The organism is Wohlfahrtiimonas sp. XWW7 (genome assembly GCF_056716055.1).
This window is the reverse complement of record NZ_CP168032.1, coordinates 261,243-275,925: the sequence shown is the minus strand read 5'-3', so window position 1 is coordinate 275,925 and position 14,683 is coordinate 261,243. Positions and strand designations below refer to the sequence as shown.

The following is a 14,683-nucleotide window of genomic DNA, read 5'->3' as shown; positions in this document are numbered from 1 at the left end:
AATATTATGGAAATACCTTTTTTAGCAAAAATGAAAAAAGCTCAGAAAATATTATTGGCTGGTGCGGGTGGTGGCTATGATATTGCTAATGGTGTGTTTTTATATCTTTATTTAAAAGCACAAGGCTGTGAAGTTTATTTAGCCAATTTATCATTTGCAGCTGTGGGTAATAGTGATTGCAAAGAGTTGGTTGCAGGCTGTTATGAGGTTTTAAGAACATCAAAAATTTCTGAAGATGTTCGTTATGGTGATTATTTCCCTGAAAAACATATTCTAAATTGGTTATATGAAGTACATAATGAAACGCCTGTAATGTACGCATTTTCTAATCAAATTGGTGTAATTCCTTTAAAAAATGCATATCAAGCAATTGTGGAAAAATATGAGATTGATACTGTTGTTTTAGTTGATGGTGGCACAGATAGTTTAATGTTTGGGGATGAATCGGGTGTTGCAACTATTGTCGAAGATGCATGTTCAATCTTGGCAGCAACAGAAGCTAAAGTCCCTGATGTGTATTTAATGTCAATAGGTTTTGGCGTAGAAAATTTTCATAAGTTAAATCATTATGCTTGTTTAGAAAATATTTCAACGTTAACTAAATTGGATGCATTTTTAGGTTGCCTATCTTTAACCAAAAATATGAAAGAAGGGCAAGAGTTCTTAGCGTTGACAGATTATTTAAATGATCAGCTAAAACACCAGAGCATTGTTGTGAACTCGATTGCCCATGCTATGAGAGGAGAATATGGTGATTTTCATCACTCTAAACGCACTAAAAATTCTGAACAATATATTAACCCATTGATGCCAATCTGTTGGTTTTTTGAGGCGAGAACTATTGCCCAAAAAATAGTCTTTAGAGATAGAGCACTAGATACTTACACAATGCAAGGTGTTGTTCAAGCATATCGTTTATATTACGCAACGCATACCTTGCGATCAGACATGAAAATACCATTAGTTTAGTAATATAAGCGCGATCCATTGGATGGCGCTTTTTTATTGTATAATTATAAACTTACAAATAATAAGAATAAAATTATGAAAAATTTCACACAACTTTTGCCCGCAAATTGTAGGGAGTTAAAATAAACATATGCAAGATATATCAAAACCCAAGAAGCCAACAATACAAAAATGGAAGAGAGCCCTTGTTATATTTTTAGTTGTTGGGATCATTATTAGTATTGCAAATATGTTTTCGATGTGTGCTTCAAAAGATTATACAAAACGTACTTATGTTGCTGAAGGCATGGTACTGTCGGCAGGTGCGAAAGCTGCAAGTGCTGATTTTTATGAGCAAGAAAAAAGATTTCCGATGAATAATCAAGAAGCAGGTTTAGCTGAGCCGAATCAAATAACAGGACAATCTGTGAAAGCGATAGAGATCTTGCCGCAAGGTAAAATCAAAATTATTTACAATGATAAGTTGGCTGATAATGCGCTTCTGTTTTTAAAGGCGGCGTTTAATGATCATGGTGAAATAATTTGGCAATGCCATGAAGTCCATCGATTAGAAATGAAAATGTTGCCGGGTAATTGCCGTGAACAGGTTGGGCTGTATAGAGAATCATCAGGTTCGACCATTGCTTATTAAAAGTATTGTCTATAATGTTGTGAATATGCTTTATGGGTAAAAGGGAAATTATGAAAATCATTACATGGAATGTGAATTCCGTTAATGTGCGCCAAGCGCATTTAGAAGAGTTATTGAAAGATGTGAAGCCAGCAATCATTGGTTTGCAGGAATTGAAATGCGAAACAGCAATGTTTCCTTTCGATGCTGTAAAAGCCTTAGGTTATCACGCAATTGCAAGTGGGCAAAAAGCTTACAATGGCGTTGCATTGATCAGCCAAATTGAGCCAAAAGATGTGGAGATTCAATTGCCGAATTTTGAAGATGATCAACAGCGTTTGATTGCAGCAACGATTGGTGATTATCGTGTGATTAATGTTTATGTGCCAAATGGCCAAGAAGTTGGCTCTGAAAAATATGAATACAAATTAAAATGGCTTGCAGCTTTTCATGATTATTTAAAAAGTGCTTTAGATCAATATGAAAATGTCGTTGTGATGGGCGATTTTAATATTGTGCCAAAAGATGAAGATGTTTATGCACCTGAATTGTGGCAAGGCAAGATTCTCTGTTCTGATAAAGAACGTGCCGCATTCAATGGCATGTTGGCTTTGGGATTTGTGGATGCATTGCGTGTATTTGCGACACAAGATCCAATGTTCACTTGGTGGGATTATCGTCAAGGCCAATTTGAAAAAGATGAAGGTATGAGAATTGATCATTTCTTATTATCTAAGAATGTTTCCTCACGATTAATGAAATCCGAAGTTTTGCGGGATGTACGAGCAAAAGAGCGACCTTCCGATCATGCGCCTGTGGCTATTTACTTAAAGGATTAAATAAATTATTGTATAAAGAGTTTATCGTATAGAAATACTTGAAATATCAAAGGGGAATTGAATGTTTACGGGAAGTATCGTTGCTATTGTTACACCAATGTATCCAGATGGTCGCGTTGATTATGGAGCTTTAGAGAAATTAGTTGAGTTCCATGTTGTCAACAAGACAGATGCAATTGTAGCAGTGGGCACAACTGGTGAATCAGCAACACTTGATTATGAAGAACATCGTCAAGTTATCCGTAAAGTTGTGGAATTTGCCGATGGTCGTTTACCAGTCATTGCGGGAACAGGCTCAAACTCAACATTAGAAGCGTTGAAATTAACGCATTGGGCAGCGGAAGATGGTGCTCAAGCATGTTTATTGGTGACGCCTTATTACAATAAACCAACACAAGAAGGTTTATATCAGCATTATAAGTTGATTGCTGAATCTGTGGATATTCCGCAAATTTTATACAATGTGCCAGGTCGCACGGGCGTTGATTTGTTACCAGAAACAGTTGAGCGTTTATCGAAAATTGATAACATCATCGGCATCAAAGAAGCTTCAACATTAGAACGTATGGATGTTTTATTGGATAAGCTAGATGAAGGTTTTTCAGTTTGGACAGGCGAAGATGGTTTAGCATGTGAAGCGATTTTACGTGGTGCAAAAGGTGTGATTTCAGTATCCGCAAATGTTGCGCCATTACAAATGCATAAAATGACTCAAGCTGCTATGGCTGGTGATCGTGAAAAAGCTGAAAGCTTGAATGGCGAAATTTCAGAATTGCACCGTTTATTATTCATTGAAGCGAACCCAATTCCTGCGAAGTGGATCTTGAAAGAAATGGGTAAAATCCAAGGCGGAATCCGTTTACCATTGATGAGTTTAGATAAACAATATCATTTAACTATGCAGGATTTGATCGCAAAATTACCGTAAGCGTAATTTATTGCTATAATATCGCACAATTTTATGAAGTTAATATGTTTATCAAAACTATTCGGAAATTTATATGAAATATAACAAAGCGTTAATAGGTGGTCTTGCCGGCTTGATTGTACTTTCAGGTTGTTCTACGAGCTCAATTCAACCTAAAGGTCGATTGGACTATTTACAGGCATCATCTGTTAATCCATTAGAGTTGCCACCAGATTTAGTGGGTCGTAGTGGCAATGTGGATAGCAATAATCGCACAACACAGATGTTAAGCGATTATCAAAAACAAGTGAATAACCGTAATAACTTGTCGAATCGTGTATTGGTTTCATCGGATGCTGTTCGCATTGAGCGTTCAGGCGAAACTCGTTGGATCGCAACAACTTTACCAGCAGAATATGTATGGTCTAGATCTGTTCAGTTATTCCAAGAAGTAGGCTTGCCAATTGAAATTCAAAATCCAGAAGCGGGTATTTTGGAATCTGGTTGGGCTGAAAATAGAGCGGATGTTCCAGATTCATGGATTCGTCAATTGTTGAAATCAACAATGGATAGCGTATTCTCATCGCCAACGCGTGATAAATTTAGAATTCGTTTAGAGCGTGGATCAAAAGGTGAAGTGCTTGTTTATGTAACGCATTATGGTATGAAGGATCAAACTTCAGGTCGTGATAATGAATTCCATAAATGGGTTGATCGTCCAAGAGATTCTGAATTAGAAGCAGAAATGATCTCTCGTTTAGCAGCTAAGTTAGGTGTTGCAAATCCAAAAGAAGTAAAAAATGCCAATTCAATGGTTATGGATGAAACATCAAATGGTGTTGTGATCAACCGTCCTTTAGAGTCTGTTTGGATTCAAGTGGGTAATGTGCTAGATGATGGTGCAACATTCAAGATTGAATCACAAAATAGTCGTGATCATAGTTATATGGTTTTACAGCGTGATCCGAATAAAACTAAAGGCGGCGGCATTAAATTCTGGCAGGAAAAAGAGTCCATTTACTATCGCTTTAAAGTGACAATGAATGCACATGGCAAGAATAGCACAGCGATTAACATTGAATCATTAGATGGTATGCCAAAAGATGAAATCATGCAGCGCTTGAGAACAAGCTTGCATTAATTGAATCAATCATTATTTAAAAAGCGCCTGTTTGACAGGCGTTTCTTTTTTGTGCGATGGAAATTATGAAAAGAATCCAAAAATTATCTCCTCAAGTGATCAATCAAATAGCCGCAGGCGAAGTGATCGAGCGTCCTGTTTCTGTGGTGAAAGAGCTTGTGGAAAATAGTATTGATGCAGGTTCTACTGAAATTCTTGTGGAAATTCATGAGGGCGGCGCTAAGAAAATCACGATTCGGGACAATGGCAGCGGTATTCATGAAGAGGATCTTTTGCTAGCGCTCACAAGCCATGCGACAAGTAAAATTCGTGATTCTAATGATTTGATTCGTGTACAAAGTTTGGGATTTCGAGGGGAAGCTTTAGCAAGCATTGCCTCTGTTTCTGAATTGACATTAACAACGCGAACAGAAGATGCGAATCACGGATTTAAAGTCACAGGTGTTGGCAATGATGAAATTGAAAAGCCAATGCCAGCAGCGCATCCATTCGGTACAACGATTGAAGTTAAAGATCTTTTTTATAATGTTCCCGCACGTAAAAAGTTTTTAAGAACAGAGCGCACAGAATTTAGTCACATTGAAGAGCTCGTGAAGCGTTTGGCCTTGGTGCGTTTCGATGTGGCATTTAAGCTCATGCACAATGATAAAGTTGTCTTTGATACTAAGGTTTGCCAAACTCAAGAAGAGAAAGAGCGGCGGATTGGCACGATTTTCAGCCAAGAGTTTTTAGATCAGAGCTTTTACTTTACGCACACAATTGAAGATTTACGTGGCACATTAACTTTGCATGGTTGGATTGCTAAACCGACATTTTCACGCAATCAAACGGATTGGCAGTTTGTTTACGTGAATGGGCGAATGGTTAAGGATCGATTGATCGCGCATGCCATTAAGCAGGCTTATCAAGATGTTTTGTATGGCCATCGTCATCCTGCATTTATTGTCTATCTAACAATGGATCCTGAAGGTGTGGATGTGAATGCGCACCCTGCCAAGCATGAAGTGCGTTTTCGTGAAGCGCGATTTGTCCATGATTTCTTATTCAGAACGATTCATCAGGTTGTGGCGAAACCACTGTTAGAAATGCAAGGCAGTGCTCAATCTATTGATTCGCCTGCTGAATTTGTTCAGCCAACATTAGAGCCTGTGCAGCAACAGAGTCGCTTGAACTTTAATCCTTCTTATAGTGCTAATCATGCATCTTCAACTTTTCAAGGCTCGCGTAATGATCAGCCTGTGAATGTTTATGCTGCGTTAGGTTTGGATCAAAAGACAGAACAAGTGAATCCTGTACTATCTACGTTTCAGCCGCAATCATTGGCGGGTGAAAATGAACAGGTGGATGATGCGCCGTTAGGTTATGCGCTTGGGCAATTGCATGGTGCATATATCTTGGCGGAAAATCAGCAAGGTTTGGTTTTGGTGGATATGCATGCAGCTCATGAGCGCATTATTTATGAACGATTCAAGCGAAATATTCACGATAATCAAACGCTAGTTCGCCAACCATTATTAATCCCAAAAGTGATGCAGATGCAAGGCAAGCATGTTGCGGCGGTTGCAGAATTTCAAGAGGAATTAGCGCAAGTTGGCATTGTGGCGGAAGTATTTGGGGATCATGAAATTGTGGTGCGTGAAGTACCAGCTGCATTGATCAATGCGGATATTGATCGTTTAATCACGGCGGTGATTGATGACTTTGATCGTTATGGTTCAAGTGAAAAAATTAAAGCAGCAGTGAATGAAATTTTAAGCACAATGGCTTGTCATAGCGCGATTCGTCATCACCGTAAAATGACATTGCCAGAAATGAATGCGCTATTGCGTGATATTGAGCGAACGGAAAGAGCAGATCAATGTAATCATGGTCGACCAACATGGACTTCTATTGGCATGGTGGATTTAGATCGTATGTTTTTGCGCGGACAATAAGGAGATAATATGCAGTTATATGGTGTTTTAGGCAATCCCATTGCCCATTCAAGATCCCCAATGATTCATGCAATGTTTGCACGTAATTGTGGCATTGAGTTGGAGTACAAAGCTTTTTGCTTAGCGAAAGATAACTTTGAAGGTGAATTGGCAGAGTTGATTCATCAAGGCTTGTTGGGCGCAAATGTGACTGTGCCTTTTAAGGAGAATGCTTTTAGATTTGCTCATGAATTAACGATCGAAGCAAAAGAAGCAAGTGCTGTGAATACTTTGCGTTTCTCTGATGATAAATTTATTGGGCACAATACAGATGGCAATGGTTTGCTATGTGATTTAGTGGAGCGCCATCATCTGCAATTGTCCGATCAACGCATTTTAGTGCTAGGTGCTGGCGGTGCAACGAAAGGCATTTTAGGACCTTTATTGCGCGCTCATCCTGCTGAAATTGTGATCAGCAATCGCACGTATGAAAAAGCTGTGCAATTGGCTGAAGATTTTAGCAAAGAAGGCAATATCCATGCGTGTGAATGGCAGAAATTATCAGGCAAATTTGATGTGATCATTAATGCAACGAGCAGTTCATTGAGCAACGAATTTACGCCGCTGCCTTGTGAAATTGATTCGGATACGATTGGCTATGATTTGATGTACGGCACGAAACCAACAGTATTTATGGAATATTTGGCTGATAATGGCGTGGAAAAATCTTTTGATGGTTTAGGAATGCTCGTAGAGCAAGCGGCACTCAGCTTTGAGTTTTGGCACGGTGTGAAGCCAGAAACAGAAATGGTTTATCAAGATTTACGCCAAGTTCTGTTATCATATAACGCAGATTATTGAATGAATAGGATTAAAGATCATGAGCGATAAAGAACAGATCGACTTTGGCTACCAAACCGTTGATAAAGATAAAAAAGAAGAGAAGGTTGCTGAGGTTTTCCATTCAGTTGCATCTAAATATGATGTGATGAATGATGTGATGAGCTTTGGTATTCATCGTTTGTGGAAACGCACGATGATCGAATTAACAGGTGCGCGCAAAGGGCAAAAAGCCTTAGATTTAGCAGGTGGAACAGGCGAGATTGCCATGAAAGTTGCTAAGCGTGTGGGTGATTCTGGTCATGTGGTTTTGTCTGACATTAATTCATCTATGTTAGAAGAAGGTCGCAAACGCGTGATTAATTCAGGATTTATTAATAATATTTCATTTGAATTAATTAATGCGGAAGAGATTCCATTTCCAGATAATACTTTTGATTTAGTGACGATCAGCTTTGGTTTGCGTAATGTTACGGATAAATTGAAAGCATTGAAAGAGATGCAACGCGTGATTAAGCCAGGCGGACGTTTAGTTGTGATGGAGTTTTCTAAAACGAATAATCCAGCATTGACGAAGCTATATGATTTTTATTCATTTTCAGCATTGCCATTCATGGGTAAAATTATTGCAAATGATGAAGAGAGTTATCGCTATTTGGCGGAATCCATTCGTATGCATCCAGATCAAGAAACAATGAAATCAATGATGTTAGAAGCAGGCTTTGATGAAGTTGAATATAAGAATTTAACAGGCGGAATCGTTGCGATTCATCGTGGTTTTGTTTATTAATTGATGTCATAAGGTTGGCTATGTTTTCACGTTGGTTGAGAGTTTTAAGAATTCATTGGATATTGATGCGTCACGGTTTATATGAGCTTGTCTTTTTAATTCCAATATTTAGATTATTTGTTTTTTTAAAGCCTTTGGCCAATCTTTTAAATAAACATAAAAAAACGCCATTACCAGTGCGCATTCGTTTAGCGCTAGAAGCATTGGGGCCAACATTTGTAAAGTTGGGACAAGCCTTGTCCACAAGAAGTGATCTGTTTCCAGATGAATACATCGAAGAATTCTCAAGATTGCAGGATAATGTCCCAGCGTTTGATTCTGCCGTTGCAATTCAAATCATCGAGAAATCATTAAAAAAACCTTTATTAGAAGTTTTTGAAAGTTTTGATGAAGTGCCGATGGCAGCAGCTTCCATTGCGCAAGTTCATAGCGCAGTATTAAAAAATGGCGATGAAGTTGTGGTTAAAGTTGTGCGCCCGAATATTCAGAAAGTCATTTTGCGTGATGTACAATTGATGGAAATGATTGCTTATGCGGTGGAAAATTACATCACAGATGGCGATCGTTTACGTCCCGTTGAAGTTGTGCAAGAGTATAAACGCACGATTTTAAGCGAACTGGATTTAACGAGAGAAGCTGCCAATGGTTTGCAGTTGCAACGTAATTTTGAAGGCTCTACAGAATTGTATGTGCCGAAAATTTATATGCAATATACATTTAAAGACATTATGGTGATGGAAAAAATCTCAGGTATTCCTGTGGATCATGTTGATGCTTTAAAGTCTCTCGGCGTTAATATTCCAAAATTAGCTGAATTAAGTGTAGAAGTATTTTTTAAGCAAGTGTTCGTGGATAGTTTTTTTCACGCGGATATGCATCCAGGAAATATTTTTGTGGATGTTAAAGATCCGCAGAATCCTTCGTACATTGCGCTGGATTATGGCATTATCGGAACATTGGGTGAAGAAGATAAACATTATTTGGCGAGCAATTTCTTGGCGTTTTTCAATCGAGATTACCGTAGAGTTGCGGAATTGCATGTGGAATCAGGTTGGGTACCAGCGGATACTTCGATAGAAGAGTTGGAGTCAGCAATTCGTTCTATTTGTGATCCTATTTTTAATAAGCCTTTGAGTGAAATCTCTTTTGGTGGACTGTTATTGTCACTGTTTCAAACAGGCCGACGTTTTAAAATGGTGGTTCAGCCACAGCTAGTGTTATTGCAAAAGACTCTATTTAATATTGAAGGCATTGGCCGTAAGCTATATCCTGAATTGGATTTATGGAAAACAGCAAAACCTTTTTTAGTGAAGTTTGTAAAATCTCAAAAAGGTGTGAAAACAGTTGCGAAAAAATATCAGCGAGCCATTCCAAACTGGGTTGATAATTTGCCAGAAGCGATGCAAAATGCATTTTTAATCTCACAAGATATGGTGAGAGGCAAACTAAAAGTTGATATTAATGATAGAGTATTAGAAAAATATCAGAAGATTCAGGCAAAACAAACAACAAGAAAAATTTATGCTTTAATAGGTGCTGTGGTATTTGTTTCCACTATTATTGGCTGGGGCAATCTAGAAGAATGGATTGGGGGTTGTTTGATAATATTGTCAATACTGGCATTTTATCAGGCATTGAGGGAGTAAAGAGATTGTAAAGATGCCATGCATCGAAAAAATTTCGTTATAATCATTCGGTGATTTGCATCACAAGTCGTTAAAATTACTAAGATAATGGGAGTTATTTAAAATGAAAAAATTGGCTTTGTTAGCAGCATTGACAGTAGCAACGATGAGTGCGGGTTTTGCTCAAGACATGGAACAAGTTAAAAAAGTTCGTAAGGCAATGTTTCAAGTAGCAGCGTGGGAAATGGGGACTTTAGCAGGTATGGCTAAAGGTGAAATTCCTTTTGATGCAGCAAAAGCAGAGAAAGCGGCAAAAGTCATGAATTCAATGGCAGTTTCTTTGGATGAAGTATTTGTTCCAGGTAGTTATGCTGGCAGTAAAGTGACTAACAACATCAATAGCAACCAAGAGAAATTCCAAAAAGATTTAGCTAACTTTGTAACAGAAAGCAATGCGATGATTGCAGCATCAGCTTCTGAAGATACATTGAAAGCACAAATGGGTAAATTGGGCAGTACTTGTAAGAGCTGTCACGATACTTTCCGTGCAGACTAATTAATCAATTATTATAAAGTGTAAAATGAGGTGGTTTACAGTGTAGCCACCTTGTTTCCATCGTTTTTTGGGGAGAGAGTATTAATGAAAACTATGGTTCGTAAGATTAGCCGCTTGGCGGCCATCACTGGATTACTTGCATTGAGCGCAACAGCTGTCGCAAAAGAAGTTAGAATTTATAATTGGACGGATTATATCGACCCTGATTTAATCACGGAATTTACAGCTAAAACTGGCATAGATGTTGTTTATGATACATTTGATAGTAATGATGTGTTATTAGCAAAGAGTTTAGCAGGTAACTCAGGTTATGACATTGTGGTGCCTTCTGATTATACTGTTGCTTATTTAATTCAAGCGAACAAATTAGATCCCATTAATACTGAAAAATTACCCAATCTTAAAAATGTTTGGCCCTTTGTGAATGAGCGTTTAGCAGAATTTAAAGGCATGAATGAACATTCAGTGCCATATTTCTGGGGAACAACGGGCGTTGCATATGATGCAAAAAAAATTAAAGAGTTGGTGCCAGATGCACCACTAGATTCATTAGAATTAATCATGAATCCTAAGTATGCAGAAAAATTGGCAAGTTGTGGTATTTACATGATTGACAGCCCAAGTGAAATGTTGCCAGTGATCAATATGTATTTGGGGATTCCTGCTGAATCCACAGATAAAGCTGATTTAGCAAAAGCATATGATGCGATGAAACAGATTCGCCCATATATTAAAAAATTCCATTCATCTGAATATATTACAGCGCTTGCCAATGGTGATGCTTGCGTAGCTTTAGGTTGGTCGGGTGATATTTATTTGGCGAAAGCCCGCGCTAAAGAAGCAGGCACGAATGTGGATCTACAATATTTTATTCCGAAAGAAGGGAGTTTAATTTGGTTTGATCAGTTCACAGTATTGCAAGATGCACCGAATAAAGATGAAGCTTATGAATTCATCAATTTTATGTTAGAGCCTGAGAATAATGCGCGTGCTGCAAACTATGTTGAATACGCAACTTCCAATGAAGCTGCTTTTCCTTTTGTGGAAGAACATTTAATTAAGGATCCAATCTTGTATCCAAGTCAAGAAGACTTAAATAAACTACACATCAAGCAACCTTATAAGCACTCTGAGCAGAAAAAGTTGGTAAAATTCTGGCAGGACTTAAAGAATAGAAAATAAAAGGGAAATTGCCATATGGATATACTGCGTCGTGAAGAAATTCTAAGTTCTATCATTAGTCGTCGAGCAACGCTGAATGATCATAGTTTGCGTGTGCAATTTGAATTGAAATATGGCGATTCTGCTAATTTGTCTGGCGCAATATTGGACTATTTTATTGCTTCTGATTTGAGCCATAATATAAAACGTTTGGATATGGTAAAAGAGTGCATGTTTCAATTGAACGACAATTGGTTATTATTCTTTTATGATAATATGGACCAGAAAGTGCTACCAAGTACGCCAATACCAGAAAGTTGTAAAAGTGTATTGACTGAAGATATCCAAGGCACATTTGATTTTATCTCAAATCCTTACTAGATCTTTAATATGACGATAATAATAAAATTAATAGGTGCCGATGCTCGTTTTAGTGCAAGCGTTGAGCAACTTCTAAAATTAAAAACCAAAGGCCGATTTGCCTTGGGTGAGCATGGCGATGTGACATTGATCGATGCAGATTCGATTGATGGAAGAAAAGCGATCGAAAAACAGTTGGATAATCACACAATCATTTTAACGGTATCGCCTGAACATTTTCAGCATAACTTAATTGTGCGTAAACCAATTAAAATTGAAGAGTTGTTAGCCGTATTGGATAGCGTGGTGGCAACGCCGAAGAAGGTCGTGCCGAAGGAAGAACCTGCACAACCCAAGGCTAATGCATCTACAGGTAATCCTTTTGCTAAGTTTATGGATCCTGATTATCTAACAAAGCGTAAGCAACAAGAAGTTGAGCCTGTGATTGAGCCTGTAGAGAAAAAGGTTGAAAAAGAGATTGAGGCGATTGCTGAAATCATTCATCAGGAGCAGTTAGAAGGTAATGATAGCTCTTTCACGCATTGGAAAGAAGAGTTGCGTGAGATTAAGAAAATTACGCCTTATGTTTATGATAATGATTATTTTGCGAGTATAGAAAAATCTCAGTTGCATGAAATGTCTAGCATTTATTCCCATGCAGATGAGATTTACTATGATATGTCCAGTTATGCGTGCCTCAATATTTTTAAGAAAATTTATACAGGGCAGTTAAAAAATCATATTCATTATTTTGAAATTAAGTCTGGCATTACATTTCTTTTTGGTGATGGCGTGATATTATCGAATTTGGAAGTTGAAGATATTGTCGCTTTTTCTACTATGTCTAAAAACGAAGTGACCATTAAGACGATAGATTCTAGAACAGAATTTATGGAATTAATTAACAAATTTGACAGTTATCATTATAGTGATGCTTTGGCAGCATTGAGTCGGGCAATTTTATTAGCAGCTAAAGGTCGCATTATTAATAATAAAAATATCAAAGATCCTTTAGGGTTAATGAGAAAAAAAGAGTCGTACAATATTGCAATGGATGTCCCATTTTCCAAAGAAATGGATAGTATTTGGGGCTTTAGAAATGTTTCTTTAAGAGATACTGCAGAATTATTGCCCGAGGTTAATTTGTATTATATTTTCTCATATTATACTTTATGTGATTTATATGGTTTTTTTGATAATGAATTAGTGGATAATAAATCAAAAAATCAATTAGATTTAAATGCATTATTATCAGAGTTACAAAAGTTGTAAATATAAGAGTCGGATAGGCTCATCGAGTATAAAAAGGTAAAACATAAAATGAACCAGTATAAAATGCTTTTTGTTGGACCAGTTGCGAGTGGTAAAACGACAGCAGTGCGCAGTTTATGTGGTGATAGCATTATCACAACATCTAAAAAAACTAGCGATGAAGTATCATCGATTAAAGGTGATACAACTGTTTCGTTAGATTATGGTGTTTTGCATTTAGATAGTTTGAAATTACATATTTATGCAGCGCCAGGGCAAGAACGCTTTAGTTTTATGCACGATATACTTGTCAAAGGCAGTATTGGTGTTATTCTACTATTGAGCATGCAGCACATCAAAGTCGAGGAAGTCGGGCAAATATTATACGAATATCTACAAGTCATAGAAAAAAATCCTTGTGTCATTGGTGTAACGCAAACTGAGAACTTTGATGCGAATCAGATTGAATTATTTTTAAATGCAATTTTTCAATATCACCCATCTCTTTCTGATACAATAGTTGTGGACGTTAGGAAAAAACATGATGTTCTTAAACTGGTTGAGAAGATGGTTGTAAAGGCTAACGAGCGATGACAGTGAAAAAGTACATTACAGTAACAGCGCAAGGCGCACTCTACGCAGTACAGCAGACAACTACAAATCAAGCGGTTCGTAATGTTCTGTTAAAGTTGTTGAGTTTGGATAAAAGTCCTGAATTGTCAGATGATATGATTTGTCAGTTAACGGGTTTTGAAAATGATCAAATAAAGCTCGCAAAAGCGATATTTTATCAGTTAGAAATCATGCACTTCATCCAATCAGAGACAAAAGAAGTTGCTGTACCAGTGATCAACTTCGAAAATGATCTGCCATCGTTATTATCTATGTTTTCAAGCTTAGATAAAGCGTTATTGTCAGATCAATTGGGTTTCTTGCTAGGAAATGTGGGTTTTCCTGAGGAAGAGTTAAATCAAATAGCAGCAATGAGTACTCGTTTATCGAGTTTATATCAAGACAGTTATGATACAGTTTCTAAAATTGTGAATGGCCACAGCCATATTGGTGTTGGTATTACAAACTATCAAGGTATGACTCAATTGGGTATTTATGCGATGGACGTTTCGGGTAATAAGTTTACCTTGACGATTGCGGGCATACCTTTTTTGAATCAAAAAGCTTTTCGAGATTTGATATGGGTGTTAGTATATCGATATGGCAATGTTAGGTTCAAAAAGAACTAGAGATATAATAAAAGGATAAGTATATGCGTGAAGAAGTGTTGAACTCAATCTTAAGTGAATTGAATGGTACATCAGCGGATATAGAAGCTTCGGCAATTATTTCGACAGATGGTTTGATCATGAGTTCACTCTTGCCTGCAAGTATGGATGAAGATCATGTTGGTGCGATGAGTGCTGCAATGTTGTCATTAGGTGAGCGTATTGCTAAAGAATTAGCGCGTGGTGAGTTGGAGCAAGTACTTGTAAAAGGTGCTTCAGGTTACGTCATTATGACATCAGCGGGAAGCGATGCTGTATTATCAGTAATGTGTAAAGCAAATGCTCGTTTAGGTTTAATTTTCCTAGACATTAAAAGAGCATCTGAAGCAATCAAACCAATGCTGTAAGATTGAATTAAAAAAGCCCACTTGTTTGAGTGGGTTTTTTTATGCCTTTAAAAAATGAAATCTTTTGTATAATGATCCTTTTGGATTAATTTGG

General features: G+C 37.4%; 16 protein-coding genes. All 16 read left to right on the top strand.

The annotated features are described in order from the left end of the window. The first annotated feature begins 6 nt into the window (after positions 1 to 6). The gene (locus tag ACA100_RS01390; protein ID WP_481078235.1) at positions 7 to 969 is read left to right on the top strand and encodes a DUF1152 domain-containing protein; all 963 of its coding nucleotides are present in this window, start codon (positions 7 to 9) and stop codon (positions 967 to 969) included. A 130-nt stretch (positions 970 to 1,099) separates the two neighbouring features. Continuing rightward, positions 1,100 to 1,600, top strand: coding sequence for a pilin (locus tag ACA100_RS01385; protein WP_481078234.1), 501 nt, complete (start codon positions 1,100 to 1,102; stop codon positions 1,598 to 1,600). A gap of 50 nt (positions 1,601 to 1,650) precedes the next feature. Further along, entirely contained in the window at positions 1,651 to 2,418 is a 768-nt protein-coding gene (gene xth / locus ACA100_RS01380; RefSeq protein WP_481078233.1) for an exodeoxyribonuclease III, read from the top strand. Positions 2,419 to 2,479: 61 nt separating this feature from the next. Beyond that, positions 2,480 to 3,346 carry a 4-hydroxy-tetrahydrodipicolinate synthase gene (dapA, locus tag ACA100_RS01375; RefSeq protein WP_481078232.1) on the top strand — a complete coding sequence of 289 codons (867 nt, stop codon included), beginning with the start codon at positions 2,480 to 2,482 and terminating at the stop codon, positions 3,344 to 3,346. A 73-nt stretch (positions 3,347 to 3,419) separates the two neighbouring features. Beyond that, complete coding sequence (gene bamC, locus ACA100_RS01370) at positions 3,420 to 4,466, top strand: outer membrane protein assembly factor BamC (protein WP_481078231.1); 1,047 nt, start codon at positions 3,420 to 3,422, stop codon at positions 4,464 to 4,466. Between the two features lie 65 nt (positions 4,467 to 4,531). Further along, positions 4,532 to 6,400, top strand: a complete 1,869-nt coding sequence (mutL, locus tag ACA100_RS01365) for a DNA mismatch repair endonuclease MutL (RefSeq protein WP_481078230.1) — start codon at positions 4,532 to 4,534, stop codon at positions 6,398 to 6,400. A gap of 9 nt (positions 6,401 to 6,409) precedes the next feature. Further along, a complete protein-coding gene (gene aroE / locus ACA100_RS01360) occupies positions 6,410 to 7,240 on the top strand; it encodes a shikimate dehydrogenase (protein WP_481078229.1) in 831 nt (276 codons plus the stop codon). A 19-nt stretch (positions 7,241 to 7,259) separates the two neighbouring features. Further along, complete coding sequence (gene ubiE / locus ACA100_RS01355; RefSeq protein ID WP_481078228.1) at positions 7,260 to 8,009, top strand: bifunctional demethylmenaquinone methyltransferase/2-methoxy-6-polyprenyl-1,4-benzoquinol methylase UbiE; 750 nt, start codon at positions 7,260 to 7,262, stop codon at positions 8,007 to 8,009. Positions 8,010 to 8,029: 20 nt separating this feature from the next. Continuing rightward, positions 8,030 to 9,655: a ubiquinone biosynthesis regulatory protein kinase UbiB gene (gene ubiB, locus ACA100_RS01350; protein ID WP_481078227.1), complete on the top strand. Its 1,626-nt coding sequence runs from the start codon at positions 8,030 to 8,032 to the stop codon at positions 9,653 to 9,655. 103 nt (positions 9,656 to 9,758) lie between these two features. After that, on the top strand, positions 9,759 to 10,190 hold the full coding sequence (locus ACA100_RS01345; RefSeq protein WP_481078226.1) for a c-type cytochrome: 432 nt from the start codon (positions 9,759 to 9,761) through the stop codon (positions 10,188 to 10,190). 84 nt (positions 10,191 to 10,274) lie between these two features. Then, on the top strand, positions 10,275 to 11,372 hold the full coding sequence (locus ACA100_RS01340) for an extracellular solute-binding protein (RefSeq protein ID WP_481078225.1): 1,098 nt from the start codon (positions 10,275 to 10,277) through the stop codon (positions 11,370 to 11,372). A gap of 15 nt (positions 11,373 to 11,387) precedes the next feature. Beyond that, complete coding sequence (locus ACA100_RS01335) at positions 11,388 to 11,732, top strand: hypothetical protein (protein WP_481078224.1); 345 nt, start codon at positions 11,388 to 11,390, stop codon at positions 11,730 to 11,732. Positions 11,733 to 11,741: 9 nt separating this feature from the next. Then, positions 11,742 to 12,983, top strand: coding sequence for a hypothetical protein (locus ACA100_RS01330; RefSeq protein WP_481078223.1), 1,242 nt, complete (start codon positions 11,742 to 11,744; stop codon positions 12,981 to 12,983). Between the two features lie 48 nt (positions 12,984 to 13,031). Next, a complete protein-coding gene (locus ACA100_RS01325) occupies positions 13,032 to 13,556 on the top strand; it encodes a GTP-binding protein (RefSeq protein ID WP_481078222.1) in 525 nt (174 codons plus the stop codon). After that, a complete protein-coding gene (locus ACA100_RS01320; RefSeq protein WP_481078221.1) occupies positions 13,553 to 14,203 on the top strand; it encodes a hypothetical protein in 651 nt (216 codons plus the stop codon). Before ACA100_RS01325 ends, ACA100_RS01320 begins: the two co-directional genes overlap by 4 nt. A 23-nt stretch (positions 14,204 to 14,226) precedes the next feature. Next, positions 14,227 to 14,589 (top strand): roadblock/LC7 domain-containing protein, encoded by a 363-nt coding sequence (locus ACA100_RS01315; protein WP_077927347.1) that lies wholly within the window; start codon positions 14,227 to 14,229, stop codon positions 14,587 to 14,589. Positions 14,590 to 14,683: the final 94 nt, after the last annotated feature.

Bases quoted from the DNA above. Each gene is read 5' to 3' on its own strand.
- ACA100_RS01315 (WP_077927347.1), top strand. From the start codon at position 14,227: ATGCGTGAAGAAGTGTTGAACTCAATCTTAAGTGAATTGAATGGTACA.
- dapA (WP_481078232.1), top strand. From the start codon at position 2,480: ATGTTTACGGGAAGTATCGTTGCTATTGTTACACCAATGTATCCAGAT.
- ACA100_RS01325 (WP_481078222.1), top strand. From the start codon at position 13,032: ATGAACCAGTATAAAATGCTTTTTGTTGGACCAGTTGCGAGTGGTAAA.
- aroE (WP_481078229.1), top strand. From the start codon at position 6,410: ATGCAGTTATATGGTGTTTTAGGCAATCCCATTGCCCATTCAAGATCC.
- ACA100_RS01385 (WP_481078234.1), top strand. From the start codon at position 1,100: ATGCAAGATATATCAAAACCCAAGAAGCCAACAATACAAAAATGGAAG.
- mutL (WP_481078230.1), top strand. From the start codon at position 4,532: ATGAAAAGAATCCAAAAATTATCTCCTCAAGTGATCAATCAAATAGCC.
- xth (WP_481078233.1), top strand. From the start codon at position 1,651: ATGAAAATCATTACATGGAATGTGAATTCCGTTAATGTGCGCCAAGCG.
- ubiE (WP_481078228.1), top strand. From the start codon at position 7,260: ATGAGCGATAAAGAACAGATCGACTTTGGCTACCAAACCGTTGATAAA.
- ubiB (WP_481078227.1), top strand. From the start codon at position 8,030: ATGTTTTCACGTTGGTTGAGAGTTTTAAGAATTCATTGGATATTGATG.
- ACA100_RS01345 (WP_481078226.1), top strand. From the start codon at position 9,759: ATGAAAAAATTGGCTTTGTTAGCAGCATTGACAGTAGCAACGATGAGT.
- ACA100_RS01330 (WP_481078223.1), top strand. From the start codon at position 11,742: ATGACGATAATAATAAAATTAATAGGTGCCGATGCTCGTTTTAGTGCA.
- ACA100_RS01335 (WP_481078224.1), top strand. From the start codon at position 11,388: ATGGATATACTGCGTCGTGAAGAAATTCTAAGTTCTATCATTAGTCGT.
- bamC (WP_481078231.1), top strand. From the start codon at position 3,420: ATGAAATATAACAAAGCGTTAATAGGTGGTCTTGCCGGCTTGATTGTA.
- ACA100_RS01320 (WP_481078221.1), top strand. From the start codon at position 13,553: ATGACAGTGAAAAAGTACATTACAGTAACAGCGCAAGGCGCACTCTAC.
- ACA100_RS01340 (WP_481078225.1), top strand. From the start codon at position 10,275: ATGAAAACTATGGTTCGTAAGATTAGCCGCTTGGCGGCCATCACTGGA.
- ACA100_RS01390 (WP_481078235.1), top strand. From the start codon at position 7: ATGGAAATACCTTTTTTAGCAAAAATGAAAAAAGCTCAGAAAATATTA.